This window comes from Kroppenstedtia guangzhouensis (assembly GCF_014637345.1).
In the GTDB taxonomy this organism is placed as follows: Bacteria; Bacillota; Bacilli; order Thermoactinomycetales; family DSM-45169; genus Kroppenstedtia; species Kroppenstedtia guangzhouensis.
In genome coordinates this window covers 106,120-122,948 of record NZ_BMEX01000002.1, presented here as the reverse complement: position 1 = coordinate 122,948, position 16,829 = coordinate 106,120, and the positions used below count along the sequence as shown (strand labels likewise).

Below are 16,829 nucleotides of genomic sequence, written 5' to 3'. Positions count from 1 at the left end.
ACAGGAGTGGAGTGGAAATGAATTTTGACCTGACAGAAGAACAAAAAATGGTCCGCAAGCTGATGCGCGATTTTGCCGAGGGGGAAGTGGCGCCGGGAGCTGACGAACGGGACCGAACCAAAACCTTTCCCGTTGAGATATTCCGGAAGATGGCAGACCTGAATCTGATGGGACTTCCCTTTCCGGAAGAGTACGGCGGCGGAGGAGCTGACTCGATCAGTTTCGCCATTGCGGTGGAGGAGTTGTCCCGGGTCTGCGCTTCCACAGGGATCACCTACTCGGCCCATATCTCTTTGGGCTGTGCCCCTTTGTATCTCTTTGGAAGCGAGGAGCAGAAACAGAAATACCTCATTCCTTTGTGTAAAGGAGAGAGCCTGGGTGCCTTCGGCCTCACTGAACCCAACGCCGGATCCGATGCAGGCGGCACCCGAACCACGGCCATCCGTGATGGAGACGACTGGGTGATCAACGGCTCCAAGTGCTTTATCACCAATGCCAGCTTTGCCAAATATTTGGCTCTGACGGCGGTAACGGGAAAGAAAGAGGATGGATCCCCCGAGATCAGTGCATTGATCGTTCCCACCGATGCAAAAGGGTTCCAGGTGATTGACAACTATGTGAAAATGGGACTTCACAGTTCCAACACCACCGAGTTGATTATGGAAAATGTACGGGTTCCCCATGAAAATATCTTGGGTAAGATCGGGGAAGGGTTTAAACAGTTTCTGATCACATTGGACGGCGGTCGGATTGGAATCGGAGCGATGGCCGTGGGGATCGCCCAGGGTGCTTATGAGGCTGCTCTTCAATATGCCAAGGAACGAAAACAATTCGGCCACCCCATCTCCAAGTTTCAGGCGATTCAGCACAAGTTGGCGGATATGGCGATGAATATTGAGGTGGCGCGAAACATGGTTTACAAAGCGGCCTGGCTGAAGGATCAGGGTCGCAAATTTTCAAAAGAGGCCGCCATGGCAAAACTTTTTGCCTCGGAGATTGCCATGCGTGTCTGTGATCAGGCGGTACAGATTCACGGCGGATATGGTTACATGCACGAATACCGGGTGGAACGGTTTTTCCGAGATGCCAAATTGACGGAGATCGGTGAAGGCACCTCTGAGATTCAACGGATGGTGATCGCCCGGGAAATCGGATGTTGAAGCGGATATCCAACTTTGTCCCTCCGCGGAGGGACACTTCTCTAGACATGTCTGAAAATTACAACGGGGAGGGGACCGGTTTGGCGGATTTGCTTCATATCACAATGGGTGATCTGCTCGACGAGGTGGTTTCCAGGCAGGGGGATCGGGAAGGGGTGATCTATCCGGAGAAAAATCTGAGGTGGACCTATCGCCAATTCCGTGATGAGTGTAACCGGGTCGCCAAGGGCTTGATGAAATTGGGGTTGAAAAAGGGAGATCATCTCGCGATTTGGGCCACCAACCATCCCGAATGGCTGGTCACCCAGTTTGCCACCGGCAAGATGGGCGCTGTGATGATTACCGTCAACACCAATTACCGGACCCGTGAATTGGAGTACCTGCTCCGCCAGTCGGATACGGAAACGTTGATTCTGATGGAGGAGTTCAAAGGCGCCAGTTATGTGGAGATGCTGTATGAGATATGTCCGGAACTGGCGGTATCCGAACCGGGACAATTGTGCTCGGCCCGGCTTCCCAAACTGAAAAACGTGATCTTCCTCGGGGAAGAAAGAAAGCCGGGGATGTTTCTCTGGTCGGATCTTCTCCAGATGGGGGATCGTTTCGATGATTCCTTGTTGGCGGAGCGGCAAGCCTCTCTGGATCCAGATGATGTGATCAATATGCAATATACCTCCGGGACCACCGGTTTTCCCAAAGGAGTGATGCTCACTCATCACAATATTATCAATAACAGCCGCAACATTGCTGAGTGTATGAAATTGACTCCGGAGGATCGCATGTGTATTCCGGTTCCCTTTTTTCACTGCTTTGGTTGTGTCCTGGGCACTCTCGCTTGTGTCAACGCCGGTTCAACGATGGTTCCGGTGATTCAATTTGATCCCCTCACCGTCCTTCAGACGGTGGAAGCGGAGAGGTGTACCGCCCTGCACGGGGTTCCGACGATGTTTATCGCTGAGCTGAACCATCCGGAATTTTCCCGTTTTGATCTCTCTTCCCTGCGAACAGGGATTATGGCCGGTTCCAACTGTCCGATGGAAGTGATGAAGCGGGTGATGGACGACATGGGTGCCCGGGAGATCACCATCGCCTACGGCCAGACGGAATCTTCTCCCGTGATCGGCCAAACCCGGACCGATGACCCCATCGAACGCCGTGTCTCCACTGTGGGTAAGAAATTGCCCCACGTGGAGGTCAAAATCGTCGATCCCGCTACCGGGAAGGAAGTGGGGACAGGAGTGCAGGGGGAACTGTGTACCCGGGGCTATCATGTGATGAAAGGCTATTACCGGATGCCGGAGGCTACCCGTCAGGCCATCGATGAGGAGGGGTGGCTCCACACCGGGGACCTGGCCATTCTGGATGAGGAGGGGTACCTCCGGATCACCGGACGGCTCAAGGATATGATCATCCGGGGTGGGGAAAACATCTACCCCCGGGAGATTGAAGAGTTTCTCTACACCCATCCCAAAATCCTGGACGTTCAGATCGTCGGGGTTCCAGATGAAAAATATGGGGAAGAGGTGATGGCCTTCATCCGGCTCAAGAAGGGCGAATCTCTCACCATCGACGAGCTCCGGGAATACTGTGATGGCCGGATCGCCCGCTACAAAATCCCTCGCTACATGAACCTCGTCGACTCTTATCCCATGACCGCCAGCGGCAAGATCCAAAAATTCAAGCTGAGGGAACAGGCGATACAGGTACTGGGGTTGGAGGTGAAAAGCTGAAGCAGTTGGATTCGGTACAAACCTACGGACTCCGATGACGGGTCCGTTTTTCCCCGTGATGAACGGTCAGGCGGTTACCCGCCTGTGGGAAGAACGAGGAGCAACATCACAGGAGGGTTGGGTTTCACATGGAGTGTCTTTGGCTCGTCAGAACAACGGAAGCGAAATGTGAAACCCAATCCCGACCGTCCAAGAATGCACTAAATCACAACGCTTCTAGGTTACGCTTCCAGAGGCGGGTAAGCACCTTGTTGGATTGCTGGGGGATGGATTATGCAGACCCCGTATTTGCATGGTTTCCTGAAGCACTGCAAGAGGAAATTCTGCAAATAGAGGAACCGATCATTGCATATTGGAGACGAATCGTTTATTATGGATATTGGAGGTCCATAATGAATCATCTTGGGAAGGGAGGAAGTTAACATACAGTTTTCCAAAAGCACCGATTACGCTCTGCACGCCTTAATTCATTTGGCTCACTCGAAGCATCGCCGCAACATCGGAATCAAGGAGTTATCTGCGTCACTTGGTGTTTCGGAAAGCTACTTATCCAAAATCATGTCCAAGTTGAGGCGGGATGGTATCGTACGTGCAGTGCCGGGGGTGAACGGCGGTTACGAGCTTGCACGGCCGGCCGGGCAGATTACATTTCTTGAGGTGATCCACGTGATCGAAGGCCGGCAATCGCTGTTTGAATGCTCGACCTTGAATTCGAAGCAGCATCGGTTGTTAGCTGAAGAGAGAGCTGCGGAACGGGATCGCGAATGTCAAGGAAACAGTGAATGTCTGGTTAAAAAGGTAATGGACGGCGCTGAACAGCATTTGTATCAATACTTGCGGGAACATACGATTCAGTCGGTGCTGGATGAAGCCTTCAAGGAGAACGATGCTGTAAACAAGAAGTGATACACTTCTTGTAATTTAATTATGGATATTACAGGTCTATGGAGGTGCCTGAATACATGGAAAATCAACTGCTCGATGTGGTGATTATTGGCGGAGGGCCGGCAGGTTTGAATGCCGCCCTCGTGCTGGGGCGGGCGAGGAAAAATGTGGCGGTAATCGATGAAGGCCGTCCCCGCAACGCAGTGACTCGCGAGGCCCACGGGTTTCTTACCCGCGACGGGATCAGTCCAAGCGAATTCCGGCGGATCGCACAGGAAGAGATCAGCGCCTATCCGTCCGTCTTTTTTGTGGAGGATACGGCCGTGACGATTGCGGGCACGGACGGCCAGTTCCAAATTGAGACTGCGCGAGGACAAACTTTTGCAAGCAAAAAGTTGCTGTTTGCTGTCGGAATGAAGGATCGGCCGTTGGACATTCCCGGACTGGCGGAGGTATACGGGAAAAGTGCCTTCGTCTGCCCGTATTGCGACGGCTGGGAGTTAAGGGATCAGCCACTTGTCATCATTAATAAGGGGGCTGAGCTGATGCATTTCGCTCCATTGATTTCCGGATGGACGAACTGTTTTACCATCTGCACGAACGGCCCCGACGAGCTGACGGACGCCGAGCGCGAGGAACTTCGTCGGCATCATGTCCCCGTATTCGAATCGCCGATCCGGTCCATCGACTCAACTGACGGGATGGTGCGGCAAGTTGTTCTCGAAGACGGGACGACAATTCCATGCAGGGGGATCTTTTTTAAACCGGAGCTGGTTACGGGAACGGACTTGCCGCAAGTCATCGGATGCCAGATCACGGAATCGGGAACGATTGTTGTCGACGATTTCGGGAAAACGAACGTTCCGGGCGTTTATAGCGCCGGGGATGCGGCATCGCGACTGCATCAGGCCATAGCTGCCGCCTCGATGGGCGCATTTGTCGCCGCGACCATAAACAATGAACTGAATATGGAGGTTTGGAAGAGAAACGGATGACATTTATGATACAGTAGTTATAGATTAAATAGCTGTGATCCCTTATGTCAGAGGTTTCAATCTACCCGAATAAAGCGTTAACGCGATTCTTCGCATGCTTGCGGGCTTTCTGTGAGCTCCTGTATTCTGAAGGTGGGAAACTTTCAGACGGGGGTGGATGAAATGACTGAATGGAAAAGGAATCCGACCGGAGTGGAAGTGGAAGATTTTCTTCCGATCCTGGACGTGGATTATTTGGAGTATTATAGCGGCAATGCCAAACAGGCCGCTTATTTTTTCTGCAAGACCTACGGTTTTCATCCCGTGGCTTATAAAGGACTGGAGACCCAAAGCCGGGATATCGTTTCCTATGTGTTGGAGCAGGGACAGATTCGCCTCGTGGTCAGCGGTTCCTTTTCCCCTGACCATCCGATCGCGGAGTTTGTCAAATTGCATGGGGACGGAGTGAAGGATATCGCCCTGCAGGTGAACGATGTGGACTCGGCATACCGGGAGGCGGTCTCCCGCGGGGGGATCTCCGTCCGGGAACCCTGGGAGGAAAAGGATGCCCACGGGGTGATCAAGAAAGCGATCATCGGAACCTATGGGGACACGATTCACACCCTGATCGAGCGGAGGAACTACCAGGGTGTGTTTGCCCCGGGGTTTGTGGAAGCAGATTTCTCCATTCCCTTTGAAGATGCTGGTTTGCTAGGGGTGGATCATGTTGTCGGCAATGTGGAGAGAATGGAAGAGTGGGTATCCTACTATGAAAAAGTGCTGGGCTTCAAGGAACTTCGTCACTTCCGGGATGAGGACATCAGCACGGAATACTCCGCCCTGATGTCCAAGGTGATGCAGAACGGTACCGGCCGCATCAAATTTCCGATCAACGAGCCGGCAGAAGGAAAGAAGAAATCTCAGATCGAGGAGTATTTGGAGTATTACCGGGGGCCGGGAGTGCAGCACGTGGCTCTCTTCACCAATGATATCATCCGGACGGTGGAAGCGCTGAAAGCCAAAGGCGTGGAGTTCCTTGATACCCCTGATTCCTATTATGATGAATTGCACAGTCGGGTGGGGGAGATTGACGAAGCTTTGGAAGATCTGCGCAAGCACCGGATTTTGGTGGATCGGGATGATGAGGGATACCTGCTCCAGATCTTCACCCAGCCGATCGTGGACCGACCGACGCTCTTCTTTGAAATCATCCAGCGCAAAGGAGCCCGTGGCTTCGGTGAGGGCAACTTCAAAGCCCTGTTTGAGGCGATCGAACGGGAACAGGAGCGGCGCGGAAACCTCTGATCAAACGGTTACCATCAGTCTATGAAGGGCTTGTCTGTTAATTCAAGTTTCCGAAGGAATGTGAAACCCAATCCCGACTGTCCGGCCCCAGGCTAGATTTGTCTGACCCACCCTAATCAGCACACCTGAGTTACAGCGACGCCCCATCGTCATAAAAAGCTCCCGGTTGGAAACCCTAAGTGGGAAAGGATTCCATCAGAAGCGGGGAGTGGGACGGATGAAGCGTCGCTTTTTGTTAGGTTTAATTCTGACCTCGATGCTGGGGTCGATTTTGGTGGGAGTGGGACAGGCGGAGGGGCAGACTTCCGGTGAACCAAAGAAGAGGCCCCGATATTCCATTCGGGCCAAATATGATGACCGGACAGCCAAGGTGACGGGAGATTTGTCAGTGAAGGTTCCGGTGACCGGTGAACCGATGACCCGTCTTTATTTTCACCTCTACCCCAACGCCTTCGCCAACTGGAAATGGGGGAAGGAATCCAAGCCGGAACAGCCAGGGTATCTGAAGGTGAAAAATATCAAAGCGGATGGTGCGAAGGTTGTTCAACGGGTGAAGGAGACCTTGATGGAGGTTCGTCTTCCCGAACCGGTGCAACCAGGCCACTCCGTGCAGGTGAAAATGGATTATGAACTGAAATTGCCCAAAGGGGGAACCCGGCTGAATCAATTTAAGAACACTGCTTTTCTGGCTCAATGGTATCCCATGCTGGCGGTCAAGGACAAAGAAGGGTGGCACACGGATCCCTATACGACCACGGGAGATCCATTCTACAGCCGGATTTCCGATTTTGAAGTCACTTTTGAGGTGCCTGAGGGATATCGGCTGATCACCACAGCCGGCGATTACCGGGATCCGGTGATGAAACCGGTGACCCTGAGACAGGATCGGGTTCGCGACTTTGCAGCGGTCATCTCCAAAGATTATGAACCCGTGGAGGGAAAAGCGGGAGAGATCCAAGTCAATCTGTGGTATCTCAAGGGGATGGAGGATGTGGCCCAGGAGCTTCATGACGCCGCCGTTTCCGGGATGGAATTTTTCAGCAAACATTTCGGTCCCTATCCTTATAACGAAGTTGACGTGGTGTTGGGAGAGACGGGTTACGGTATTGCCGGTATGGAGTACCCCGGACTGGTGACTTCGGTGGATAAGATCCCCACCCGCAAAGGGGAACGTCCTGCCGTCAATGTGGTTGCTCATGAATTGGCTCACCAGTGGTGGTATGCCGTGGTCGGAAACAACCAAGTGAAGGAGCCATGGCTTGACGAAGGGTTGACCACCTTTTCCGAGTTTCTTTTCATGCAGGAGAAGATGGGAGAAGATGAGCGGGGATTGCTGGTCAAAGCGGCGGAAAGAACTGACCAAATCCATAAGGAAAAAGGGATCACCTCTGTTGAGCCCCTTTACAAATACTCCGATCCCATCTACGGTATGATGGTGTACACCCGGCCCGCCGCCATGATGTGGGCGTTGATGGATGAGTTGGGAAAGGACAAGGTGATGAAGCTCCTGAGCACCTATTACAGCTGCTATCGATTCCGGACAGCCACCACATCGGATTTTATCCGTGTGGCCAACGAGGTGGCGGGCAAGGATCTCCAACCCTTCTTTGACCGGTGGCTCTATTTTAAACCGGATCCCAAATCAGAAAAGCAGAAAAGGGCATCATAATAGAGAGAGGACCGGCATCCCCCTTGCCGGTCCTCTTTTTTACCATGCTTGATCGATCACATCGGGGTCGATGAACTGGTTGGTACCGCCTTGGATGTTGGCGATGAAATCTCCGATGGGGAACGATCCGCCGAGATCGAGAACATTGAAATGCTTTCCGACGTTGACGCAATCCCCGATATTGATGTTGCCCGCCTGAGACACATTGATCAATTTGGCGTTGAAGATCTGATTGGCGACAGCCATTTCGGGCGCCCTCCTTTTTCAACATTCTATGCCCCGGGATGGGTCGGGTTCCGGTGTTGAAAAAATGGAATCCGCGGTCGTGCATAAACATGGAAGGAAAACATCGTGGAAGGTGGAAATGAAGGTGAAGTTGATGGGTTACAACATCCGTCATGGATTGGGTTGCGACGGTCATCTCGATCTGGAGCGGATCGCCCGGGTCATCGAAAGGGAAGCCCCGGATCTGGTGGGACTGAACGAAGTGGATGTCCGGTTTCACCACCGAAGTGGTTTTGCGGACCAATTGGGTTGGTTGGCGGCACGCCTGGGAATGGATTCCCTGTTTGGACCGGCGATCCGTCACACCGAAGCAACGGGGGAGCCGGCAGGGTACGGGAACGGACTCTTGATTAAGGGCCAGGTGCATAATGTACGCAATCGACGGGTGCAACGCAGGGGAGAGGAACCCCGTGCCTTGCTGATTGCTGAATGGATCCCGCCGGGGGAGACGGTTTCCATCCGCGTGGTCGTGACTCATATGGGACTCAGTCCCTGGATGCGGAGACAACAGGTGGATCTGTTGCTGGAGGAGTGCCGGGATCTGTCTCAACCGGTGGTGGCGTTGGGAGATTGGAATGTGACCCCGGGCCGGTCGGCAGTGGTCCGTCTCGCCCCCTTTCTTCTCGATACTCTGGGGGAGTCCGGGGTGTCCGATTCCACCTATCCTTGCCCCTCTCCTCGCAAACGGATTGATTATATTTTCTGCTCCTGTCATTTTTATCGGGAAAAGGCATCTGTGGTGGTCACTCCAGAGTGTCCTTCCGATCATTTGCCGGTGCTCTCTGTACTGAAATTGAAGAGCGAAAAAGAACCTGAATTTGCTTCCCCCGATTCGTTATAATGAGAGGATGAATGAGGGGGTGAAAGGGTGGAAGAGAGGGAGCAAGGATTGAGCCACATTTCCGATCGGTTGGCAGCGGTGGCCGCCCGAATCCCTCCCGGCCGGGTGGTGGCGGATATCGGTTCGGATCATGGATTGCTCTTAATCTTTCTCGCCCGGCAGGGAGGATTGAAACGTGGAATTGCCGGGGAAGTCAACCAGGGTCCTTTTGAAAATGCATGTAAAAGAATTTGGGACCAGGGGTTGACGAACCGAGTGGAGGTTCGGCTCGGAGACGGGCTGAGTGTTCTTCGGCGGGACGAGGCAGATGTGGTGGTATTGGCGGGAATGGGGGGCGTCTTGATCAGCTCCATTTTGTCCCGGGGGAAAGATCGGATTCAGGGAGTGGAGCGATTGGTGTTGCAGCCCAACAACAACGGGGACCGGGTGCGTGCTTGGCTGCTGGAGAACGGTTGGGAAATCGACGGGGAAGATTTGGTGAAAGAAAGAGGAGTTCTGTATGAAATCATCTCCGCCCGGCAGGGGGATCCCCATTTCCCTTACAGGGGACTTCCTCTGACCCGTGAACAGGCTCTGGAGCTTGGACCCTTGCTTTGGAGGGATCGCCACCCTTTGTTGGGAGAGAAGGTAAAAGAGGAGCTGCTGGGGCTGAATCGGATCCTGGCCAGCCTTCAATCGGCACGTTCACCGGAGGCCGTCAAACGGAGAGAAGAGCTGGATGCCCAGCGGCGTCGATGGGAGGAGGTACATTCATGGTTGTCAAAGGAAAAGATTTGATCCATGTGATGGAAGAATGGGCCCCTGTGTCATTGGCAGTGGAAAATGATCGGATCGGATTACAGGTGGGGGATCCGGAAGCGCAGGTTGACGGAATTTTACTGGCATTGGATGTGACAGAAGAGGTGGTGGATGAAGCGATCCGGATTGGAGCCAACTGGATTGTTGCCCACCATGCAGTGATCTTTCGTCCACTCAAGGATTTGCGGACGGACAAGCCGGCGGGTCGTCTCTATTCCAAACTCCTCAAACATGACATTCATGTCTTTATCGCACATACCAATCTGGATTCCGCCCGGGACGGGGTGAATGATCTCCTGTGTGAAAAGTTGGGGCTGGAACAGACCCGGGTGATGATCCCCACACGGACCCGGCAACTTCAAAAACTGGTCGTCTTCGTACCGGAGACTCACCACGATCAGGTATTGCGGGCAGTGTGCGAGGCCGGTGCCGGTTGGATCGGAAACTACAGTCATTGCACCTTCAATCTGGACGGAACCGGCACCTTCCTTCCGGGAGCGGGAACCGACCCCTTTATCGGAAAGCAGGGAGAATTGGAACAGGTGCGGGAAGTGCGGCTGGAGACAGTGATCAGCGGAGAGATCCGGGATCGGGTAGTGGCTGCCATGATGAAAGCCCATCCCTATGAAGAGCCGGCCTATGATCTCTACCCCCTCGATTTGCCGGGAGAGGTGGACGGTTTGGGGCGGGTGGGGACACTGCCCCGAAGGATGAAGTTGAAGGAGCTGGCTCTGAAGTTGAAAGAAGCCTACCGAATCCCCGGTTTACGCATGGTGGGAGACGGAGAGCGGGAGGTTTCCAGGGTGGCTGTTCTGGGCGGCTCCGGTGGACGTTACTATCCGGAAGCAAAAGCATTGGGGGCAGATGTTTACATCACCGGGGATCTGGATCATCATACCGCATTGGATGCACTGGCCGACGGCCTGAGTTTGTTGGACCCGGGCCATCATGTGGAGCATCTCGTGTTGGACCGGATCGGACAGAAACTGAAAGAGAATGCTCACCTGAAGAAAGTGCCGGTGCAGGTGACCACGGTGGATACCAATCCTTTCAATTACATCTAGACCCAATCATTGCCTGTTGTTTTGGTCGTCACGATTTGATACAATTTAATATGTCGCTTGTTGAGGGAGAGTAAACCGGGCAATCGCCGGTGGAGCACCGCAAGGTCCCACGGGAGGAAAGTCCGAGCTCCATAGGGCAGGGTGCCGGCTAACGGCCGGTGGGGGCAACCCTAAGGAAAGTGCCACAGAAATGAAGACCGCCGATGGGAACCGACGGTTCCACAGGCAAGGATGCAACGGTGCGGTAAGAGCGCACCAGCAACATGGAGACATGTTGGCTAGGTAAACCCCACCCGGAGCAAGACCTGATAGGGGATCCGCGTCGATCAGACGCATCTGTTGCCCGCAGTGATCCCGGGTTGGTCGCTTGAGCGGTGCAGCAATGCATCGCCTAGACAGATGATTGCCACTCCGTCGGTGGGAGGCGTTTCGACAGACGCCGGCTGACCACTTGGAGAACAGAACTCGGCTTACGGTTTGCCTTCCTCTATAGAAACCATCGAAAAACAGCGCCTTGAGCGCTGTTTTTATTTTTTAATATAAGGGTGACCATGTTGTGATCTTCTCGATAATGATTTGTCATGGTTTTTGGGTATGATTGGATTAACTAATTGACAACGAAGAGGAGGGGCAACATCATGAAGAAGTGGATCTGGGTGGTTGTCAGCCTCTCCCTTATTTTTCCGGTTGTTAAATTTTATCCTATGCTTCAATGGATGTTTGCGGAGTCCCCTCCTGAACCGGTGACGGTGACACAAGAGAACATCCTGACCAAGTTGAAAGAAAAAACAGAGGAAAAATCGGAACTGAACTATCTCGTATTGGGGGATTCCGTCGCCCGGGGAATTGGATCCGAAAAACCGGGTTCCCAGGGATACAGCTCACTGGTGGCCAAAGGATTGGCCGAAGATGATATCCCCCTCCAATTGATCAACCGAGGAGTGATCGGACAGACATCGAAGCAACTGACGGGTTATATCCGGACTCCGAACATCCGGCAAAAGATCCGGGAGGCGGATTTGATTTCCCTGACCATCGGGGGGAATGATCTGTTAAAAGTGGCCCTTCAGAATGATGATCCCTTTCGTATCCTGACGGATTTTGATCGGATTCAATCGGGATACAAAAAAAATTTGGACTCCATTCTGATGGAGATCCGTACTCTCAACCGGGAAGCTCCGATTCTGATCACATCCCTTTACAATCCGGTATTACCCCAAGAGTCTTTTTTCAAGGTTTCCAATCGCTTGCTGAAGAGCTGGAATATCGGGATGAAAGAGGTGGCGTACACATACCGGCTCACCCATGTGGTGGATGTGACTGATCGGCTGACAGCAGGAAAGGGGGACTGGCTGTCGGATGAAATTCACCCCAATGATCGGGGATATAGATGGATGGCCGAAGGGATCCTGAATGAAATCCGTTCCAATCGGTCTGTCTCCGCCAGTGCACGGTAATGTTACCGGGAAGGATGACCCATAAGGTTACACCAAACCCTTCCGGGTTCGGTCATCGGTAGGACAGTGGGGTTGTTACTCAATGGGATGAAGGAATGGTTTTCAGCGGAGGGAGCGGGTCAATCCGTGTTCCTGAAGGAGCAGGTTCGTTGTTATACATGGGCCGAGGAAGTGGAAATCCGCTTCCGGGCGGGGTCTTCCCGAGAACGGAGTCTCCGGATCGGGTGTCTGCCGGAGCATAAAACTACGTGAAGATCGGCACGCTAATAAATAATCCAATCCCAAAGGATGATCTCCATGTCATACCAATTTTCCACATATCAAGCTTATCTGGAGCGTTACAAGACTTTTTGGTCCGAGGAAGGGGATCATCGTCCGCCGATTCTCACTGAGGAGAGCTTTCACAACAACTTCCGGTTGTTGCGTGAGAGCTATGACACCTATCGGAATCTGATCAACCAGGGGATGGAAACGGAAGCGGCCGCCTACTACGGAAATGTGATCAACTCCCTGGAAAATGAATTGGCGATCGCTGATGGCTTTGACAACTTTCTGGACGAAGATTTTCGAAAAAGACTGCAATGAAAATCAAACCTTGAATGGATTAAAAATCTCATTCGCGGGAGGAATGATAGTCCATGTGGTGGTTTCTGTCCTACGTTTCTGGTGTCGCACTCGGGGCTCTGACCGACCTTCTCTCCTGATACCCTTGGGAACAGAATGCATAAAAGAATGATCCCCTGACATAAAAGCCCCCGTCTATCCCCGGGGGCTTTTGTCAAGGGTTGATCGTCAGGATCCGGTTCAGCTTGTTGATTTGGTGAATCCATGCCTCTCTTTGTGGAGAAGACAGGGTGTGATCCCGTTCTAAGGCCTTTTTCAGCTGGTCCAGCTCGCGACAGGTATTTTGAGTCCGGCCTTCAAGGACGGACTGTAACATGGAATCGGCCATCCTGTGCAGGGGGGGAGGACCGGAGGAGGCCATCTGATGATATAGGTGGAAAGTATGATACATCATCATGGTGATCAGGTAGACGCGCAAGCGGCGCCTCGGGTCGTAGATCAGGGTCTCCCCGATTACCGCCGGATAGTTGGAGCGATAGGACCATCCCGAAGGCTCTTCAAAATCGGCATTGGCCAGCTGGAACCCTTGTGGTTTCAGTCGATCATAGCCGATATACAGCCAGGTGGGGGATCTTCCTTGTTTTCGTACCAGACGCAGAGCGAGGACAGTTTCCTTTTTTTCGCGAAGGTAAGGAGTCAAATTTAGGGTTTTTGATTTCCATTCTTCCACCTGACCTGCCCGGACGTCCTCTTCCCATACCACACGATCGCCCACCAAAATTTGTTTAACGTAGTCTCCTTTCCGGAGATTCCGGGGATAGACGCTCATGTGATGAAAGCCGAGTCCATATTTTTCCGAGGCCTCGGGATGGATTTTCTGTCGGATTTCTCCCTTGCCTCCGGGCCCGGGAGGATGACCGGGAGGGATAAAGAGAGAACCGTAACCGTAACCGCTGTAAGCGGTTCGATCTCTTCTCTCGGGAAACCATTCCTTATGAAGGACATAAGTGACCAGGCCCTGGATGTTTCCCTGTCGAAGTTGTCGGAGACCGGTCCGCAAGCTTTGGTTGACATAGTGTGCGGAGGGATTGGCCGGGGTGGCTGACAATTTGCTCGCATGAACCATCAGGATCAAGGGCAGTCCTTCCCGGTTCAGAAGCCGGGAGATTTTGGTGATTTGATCCTCCATATCCCGGGTTCTTTGGGTGTTTCGATACTTGCCGTCCCGAAAAGTCATCACCACTCCGTCAAACAGGGATCGATACTTTTTCAGCAGATGGGAGTCAATCGCTGTGTAGTAGATCTGTGGGTAAAACAACAGATCAGGATTGATCTTTCTTCCTGCCTGTTTCATCCTGGACACGTATTTCGGAGTGAAGAAGGAGAGGTTGTGATTGAAGTCGTCCATGACAATGCCTTTAAGATTTTCATAATTTCGGGACAGGTTGCCGATGGCCCGAAACCAGGCGACATAATCGGTTCCATAGGGTTCCGGTTGGATCCGGCGGGACTCCGAAGGGGGGACGAGGTAAACCCAGACATCGATCCCCGACCGACGGGCAGCAGGAAGAAATTCACGTCGAAGATCGTCCCAGTCGGTGGGTGCGTGCCATATCAAATAGAAATATTGAGTCACCCCGAGTTCTTTCAGTTTTTGAATCAGTCTGGGGGTGTCCACATGACGAACCCCGTCCTTTCGAGGGCGGGGTTCCCGCAATTCTCCGGCATAATCCCCGAGGAAAGGAACGGGAGGGGATGGGTTGGCAAAAGCCATCCCTGAGTGGGTGGTTCCACCGATCCGAAGGTTTGAGTAAGGAATCATAGTACAGAGGATGATGAGAATCGTCAGGGCGATGCGGAACAGTTTTCGGGAGTGGGCCACTGGGATCACCTCTTCCGCTAGTTTGATGAGGAACCACTCGAAATATGTGTCGATGTCAAGGGTGTTGACCAGCCAGAAAATGGGCGTTTAAAAGAAAGAGTGCAAGAAACGTTGTAAAAAAGTCGTCGCAAGAGGGGTTTCCCATGGAGCGTCTTTAGCTCGTAAGAACCTTTGTACGGTTGTGAAATCCCATCTGTACCCGGTCGGACATGCCCTGCTTGGCTGCTCATAAAAAGGGATGGAGTCAACCATAATAGGGGAAACCAAACCGAGGAAGGTGAAGGTCTTCCATGGACTTGTTAAAGGAATTGACCGAAGCGAAGGGCGTATCAGGATTTGAGGGGGAAGTCCGGCAAATCATGCGCCGGGAACTTGAACAACAAGGAAATCGGCTGGTGACCGACCGGATGGGGAGTATTTTCGGCGAGAAAAAGGGATCCCGGGAGAATCCCAGAATCCTGTTGGCAGGCCATTTGGATGAAGTGGGATTCATGGTGACAAAAATCAGCAAGAACGGTTACCTCTATTTCACCCCGCTGGGGGGATGGTGGGACCAGGTTCTTCTTTCCCAACGGGTGACAGTGATGACCGAAAAAGGGAATTTCACCGGGGTGATCGGTTCCAAACCTCCACATCTGTTGACAGCAGAAGAACGGAACAAGGTCTACCCAATGAGGGAAATGTATATTGATGTGGGAGCCAAGGATGCGGAGCAGGTGAAGAAATGGGGAATCAAAGTGGGGGATCCCGTTGTCCCGATCTGCCCCTTCGAGATGATGCCGGATCACGATACGATCTTGGCAAAGGCCTTGGACAACCGGTTTGGTTGTTACCTCGCTGTGGAAACACTGAATCGCTTGAAGGATGAAGATCATCCCAATACCGTGGTGGCAGGAGCCACCGTTCAGGAAGAAGTGGGTCTGCGGGGGGCCGACACCTCTCCTTACGCGACAGAGCCTGATGTTGCCTTTGCCCTCGATGTAGGAATCGCCGAGGACGGTCCGGGGAACGATGGCGACAAACCCCGATTGGGCGGCGGTCCCTTGATTACTTTTCTTGATGCCACCATGATTCCCAATATCCGATTGCGCAACCTGGTGATTGAGACAGCGGAGGAACATCGGATTCCCTATCAGGTGGAGACGATGACCGGGGGAGGAACGGACGCGGGAAAATTTCATCTCCATCGCCGCGGAGTCCCTTCGGTAGTCCTCGGAGTCGCCGCCCGCTACATTCACAGTCATGTGTCCATGGTCAGCAAAAGCGACATCGAGTATTCCGTCAAGTTGTTGACGGCAGTGATTCGGAAGTTGGACTCTGATGCTGTGGATTCTTTCGGTTTTGACGGTTGATCTGCAAGCCCGCGGTTATGCGGGTTTCGTTATTTTCTCCCAAGGATTGACCGATTTTCCGGGCATGGAAACCACAGCGCTTTCATGATAAGATGAAATACGAGAACGGATAGGGAGAGACACTGAAGATGAACAAGTATAAGGAATTTCTGAATTATATGGAAGAGGATCTTTCCGGCCTGCCAACACTCCAGGCTTCCAAGTTGTTGGAGCAGACGGGAGCGGAGCAGCTCTACCTTGTGTTCGTTGATATTATCAATGGATTTTGTGAAAAGGGGGCCCTCGCCTCCGACCGGGTGGCGAAGATGGTGGAACCGGTGCGCCAACTGGCCCAGATCTTGATGGATCAAGGGATTCCCAACCAAAACTTGATTTTCCTGCAAGATGATCATTCGCCGAATGCTGTGGAATTCGGTTCGTTCCCTCCCCATTGTATCCGGGGCACATCTGAGGCTGATACGGTAAAAGAGCTACGCCCCTTCCTGGAAGCGCCCGGTGCCAGACTGTTCCGCAAGAACGCCACCAACGGTCTGTTTGGCAGGGATGAGGAGGGCCGGCGTTTTTTTGAGTTTTTGGAAGAAGTGTTCCGGGATGGTCCTGCCACCTTTGTGGTGACCGGGGATTGCACGGATCTTTGCATCTATCAAAACGCCACAGGCATCCGGCTGTTGGCAAATGAACATGATGCTGATGTTCGGGTGGTGGTTTCCAGTGAACATACAAAGACCTTCGACACCCCTGTTGAAAAGGCGAAGTCCATCGGTGCTCATGCCCATGACGGAGAGTTCATGGATCAGGTGTTTCTTTATCACATGAAACTGAACGGGGTTGAGGTGGTTCGGACCATTCAATCGGACTGAATC

The 16,829-nt window shown here is 52.8% G+C and carries 16 protein-coding genes and 1 other RNA gene; 15 read left to right on the top strand and 2 right to left on the bottom strand.

All coding sequences use genetic code 11. The annotated features are described in order from the left end of the window. Positions 1-17: 17 nt before the first annotated feature. The 6 genes from IEV46_RS03155 to IEV46_RS03130 all read left to right on the top strand — a co-directional run bounded on the left by IEV46_RS03155 (position 18) and on the right by IEV46_RS03130 (position 7,723). Positions 18-1,160 (top strand): acyl-CoA dehydrogenase, encoded by a 1,143-nt coding sequence (locus IEV46_RS03155; RefSeq protein WP_188429808.1) that lies wholly within the window; start codon positions 18-20, stop codon positions 1,158-1,160. An 89-nt stretch (positions 1,161-1,249) separates the two neighbouring features. Next, positions 1,250-2,890, top strand: coding sequence for an AMP-binding protein (locus IEV46_RS03150; protein WP_229735899.1), 1,641 nt, complete (start codon positions 1,250-1,252; stop codon positions 2,888-2,890). A 423-nt stretch (positions 2,891-3,313) separates the two neighbouring features. Beyond that, positions 3,314-3,796 (top strand): RrF2 family transcriptional regulator, encoded by a 483-nt coding sequence (locus IEV46_RS03145; RefSeq protein WP_188430326.1) that lies wholly within the window; start codon positions 3,314-3,316, stop codon positions 3,794-3,796. A gap of 56 nt (positions 3,797-3,852) precedes the next feature. Next, positions 3,853-4,770, top strand: coding sequence for an NAD(P)/FAD-dependent oxidoreductase (locus tag IEV46_RS03140; RefSeq protein ID WP_188429804.1), 918 nt, complete (start codon positions 3,853-3,855; stop codon positions 4,768-4,770). A gap of 162 nt (positions 4,771-4,932) precedes the next feature. After that, entirely contained in the window at positions 4,933-6,054 is a 1,122-nt protein-coding gene (gene hppD, locus IEV46_RS03135; RefSeq protein WP_188429802.1) for a 4-hydroxyphenylpyruvate dioxygenase, read from the top strand. 217 nt (positions 6,055-6,271) lie between these two features. Next, positions 6,272-7,723, top strand: a complete 1,452-nt coding sequence (locus IEV46_RS03130; protein WP_188429800.1) for a M1 family metallopeptidase — start codon at positions 6,272-6,274, stop codon at positions 7,721-7,723. A 39-nt stretch (positions 7,724-7,762) separates the two neighbouring features. On the opposite strand, the gene IEV46_RS03125 is transcribed toward IEV46_RS03130, so the two are convergent. Then, positions 7,763-7,969, bottom strand: a complete 207-nt coding sequence (locus IEV46_RS03125; RefSeq protein ID WP_188429798.1) for a spore germination protein — start codon at positions 7,967-7,969, stop codon at positions 7,763-7,765. 133 nt (positions 7,970-8,102) lie between these two features. On the opposite strand from IEV46_RS03125, the gene IEV46_RS03120 reads away from it, so the two are divergent. The 7 genes from IEV46_RS03120 to IEV46_RS03090 all read left to right on the top strand — a co-directional run bounded on the left by IEV46_RS03120 (position 8,103) and on the right by IEV46_RS03090 (position 12,753). After that, positions 8,103-8,849, top strand: coding sequence for an endonuclease/exonuclease/phosphatase family protein (locus IEV46_RS03120; RefSeq protein ID WP_229735898.1), 747 nt, complete (start codon positions 8,103-8,105; stop codon positions 8,847-8,849). A gap of 27 nt (positions 8,850-8,876) precedes the next feature. Beyond that, a complete protein-coding gene (locus tag IEV46_RS03115) occupies positions 8,877-9,626 on the top strand; it encodes a tRNA (adenine(22)-N(1))-methyltransferase (protein WP_188429793.1) in 750 nt (249 codons plus the stop codon). Beyond that, positions 9,602-10,711 (top strand): Nif3-like dinuclear metal center hexameric protein, encoded by a 1,110-nt coding sequence (locus IEV46_RS03110; protein ID WP_188429790.1) that lies wholly within the window; start codon positions 9,602-9,604, stop codon positions 10,709-10,711. The genes IEV46_RS03115 and IEV46_RS03110 overlap by 25 nt, the downstream gene beginning before the upstream one ends. A gap of 67 nt (positions 10,712-10,778) precedes the next feature. Further along, positions 10,779-11,199: RNase P RNA component class A (gene rnpB / locus IEV46_RS03105), an RNA gene on the top strand. Positions 11,200-11,349: 150 nt separating this feature from the next. Continuing rightward, positions 11,350-12,168 (top strand): GDSL-type esterase/lipase family protein, encoded by an 819-nt coding sequence (locus tag IEV46_RS03100; RefSeq protein ID WP_188429782.1) that lies wholly within the window; start codon positions 11,350-11,352, stop codon positions 12,166-12,168. Positions 12,169-12,255: 87 nt separating this feature from the next. Further along, positions 12,256-12,420, top strand: coding sequence for a hypothetical protein (locus IEV46_RS03095; protein WP_188429779.1), 165 nt, complete (start codon positions 12,256-12,258; stop codon positions 12,418-12,420). 45 nt (positions 12,421-12,465) lie between these two features. Further along, the gene (locus IEV46_RS03090) at positions 12,466-12,753 is read left to right on the top strand and encodes a hypothetical protein (protein ID WP_188429777.1); all 288 of its coding nucleotides are present in this window, start codon (positions 12,466-12,468) and stop codon (positions 12,751-12,753) included. Positions 12,754-12,946: 193 nt separating this feature from the next. Here the strand turns inward: IEV46_RS03090 and IEV46_RS03085 are convergent, their stop codons facing one another. Then, positions 12,947-14,614 (bottom strand): hypothetical protein, encoded by a 1,668-nt coding sequence (locus IEV46_RS03085; RefSeq protein WP_188429775.1) that lies wholly within the window; start codon positions 14,612-14,614, stop codon positions 12,947-12,949. A 290-nt stretch (positions 14,615-14,904) separates the two neighbouring features. On the opposite strand from IEV46_RS03085, the gene IEV46_RS03080 reads away from it, so the two are divergent. Together IEV46_RS03080 and IEV46_RS03075 are read left to right on the top strand one after the other, a co-directional pair. Continuing rightward, positions 14,905-15,966: a M42 family metallopeptidase gene (locus IEV46_RS03080; protein ID WP_188429773.1), complete on the top strand. Its 1,062-nt coding sequence runs from the start codon at positions 14,905-14,907 to the stop codon at positions 15,964-15,966. Between the two features lie 128 nt (positions 15,967-16,094). Next, positions 16,095-16,826 (top strand): isochorismatase family protein, encoded by a 732-nt coding sequence (locus tag IEV46_RS03075; protein ID WP_188429771.1) that lies wholly within the window; start codon positions 16,095-16,097, stop codon positions 16,824-16,826. Positions 16,827-16,829 lie beyond the last annotated feature (3 nt).

Coding starts and splice junctions, on each gene's coding strand:
- IEV46_RS03155 (WP_188429808.1), top strand. CDS start 18: ATGAATTTTGACCTGACAGAAGAACAAAAAATGGTCCGCAAGCTGATG.
- IEV46_RS03140 (WP_188429804.1), top strand. CDS start 3,853: ATGGAAAATCAACTGCTCGATGTGGTGATTATTGGCGGAGGGCCGGCA.
- hppD (WP_188429802.1), top strand. CDS start 4,933: ATGACTGAATGGAAAAGGAATCCGACCGGAGTGGAAGTGGAAGATTTT.
- IEV46_RS03130 (WP_188429800.1), top strand. CDS start 6,272: ATGAAGCGTCGCTTTTTGTTAGGTTTAATTCTGACCTCGATGCTGGGG.
- IEV46_RS03125 (WP_188429798.1), bottom strand. CDS start 7,969: ATGGCTGTCGCCAATCAGATCTTCAACGCCAAATTGATCAATGTGTCT.
- IEV46_RS03120 (WP_229735898.1), top strand. CDS start 8,103: ATGGGTTACAACATCCGTCATGGATTGGGTTGCGACGGTCATCTCGAT.
- IEV46_RS03110 (WP_188429790.1), top strand. CDS start 9,602: ATGGTTGTCAAAGGAAAAGATTTGATCCATGTGATGGAAGAATGGGCC.
- IEV46_RS03100 (WP_188429782.1), top strand. CDS start 11,350: ATGAAGAAGTGGATCTGGGTGGTTGTCAGCCTCTCCCTTATTTTTCCG.
- IEV46_RS03095 (WP_188429779.1), top strand. CDS start 12,256: ATGAAGGAATGGTTTTCAGCGGAGGGAGCGGGTCAATCCGTGTTCCTG.
- IEV46_RS03090 (WP_188429777.1), top strand. CDS start 12,466: ATGTCATACCAATTTTCCACATATCAAGCTTATCTGGAGCGTTACAAG.
- IEV46_RS03080 (WP_188429773.1), top strand. CDS start 14,905: ATGGACTTGTTAAAGGAATTGACCGAAGCGAAGGGCGTATCAGGATTT.
- IEV46_RS03075 (WP_188429771.1), top strand. CDS start 16,095: ATGAACAAGTATAAGGAATTTCTGAATTATATGGAAGAGGATCTTTCC.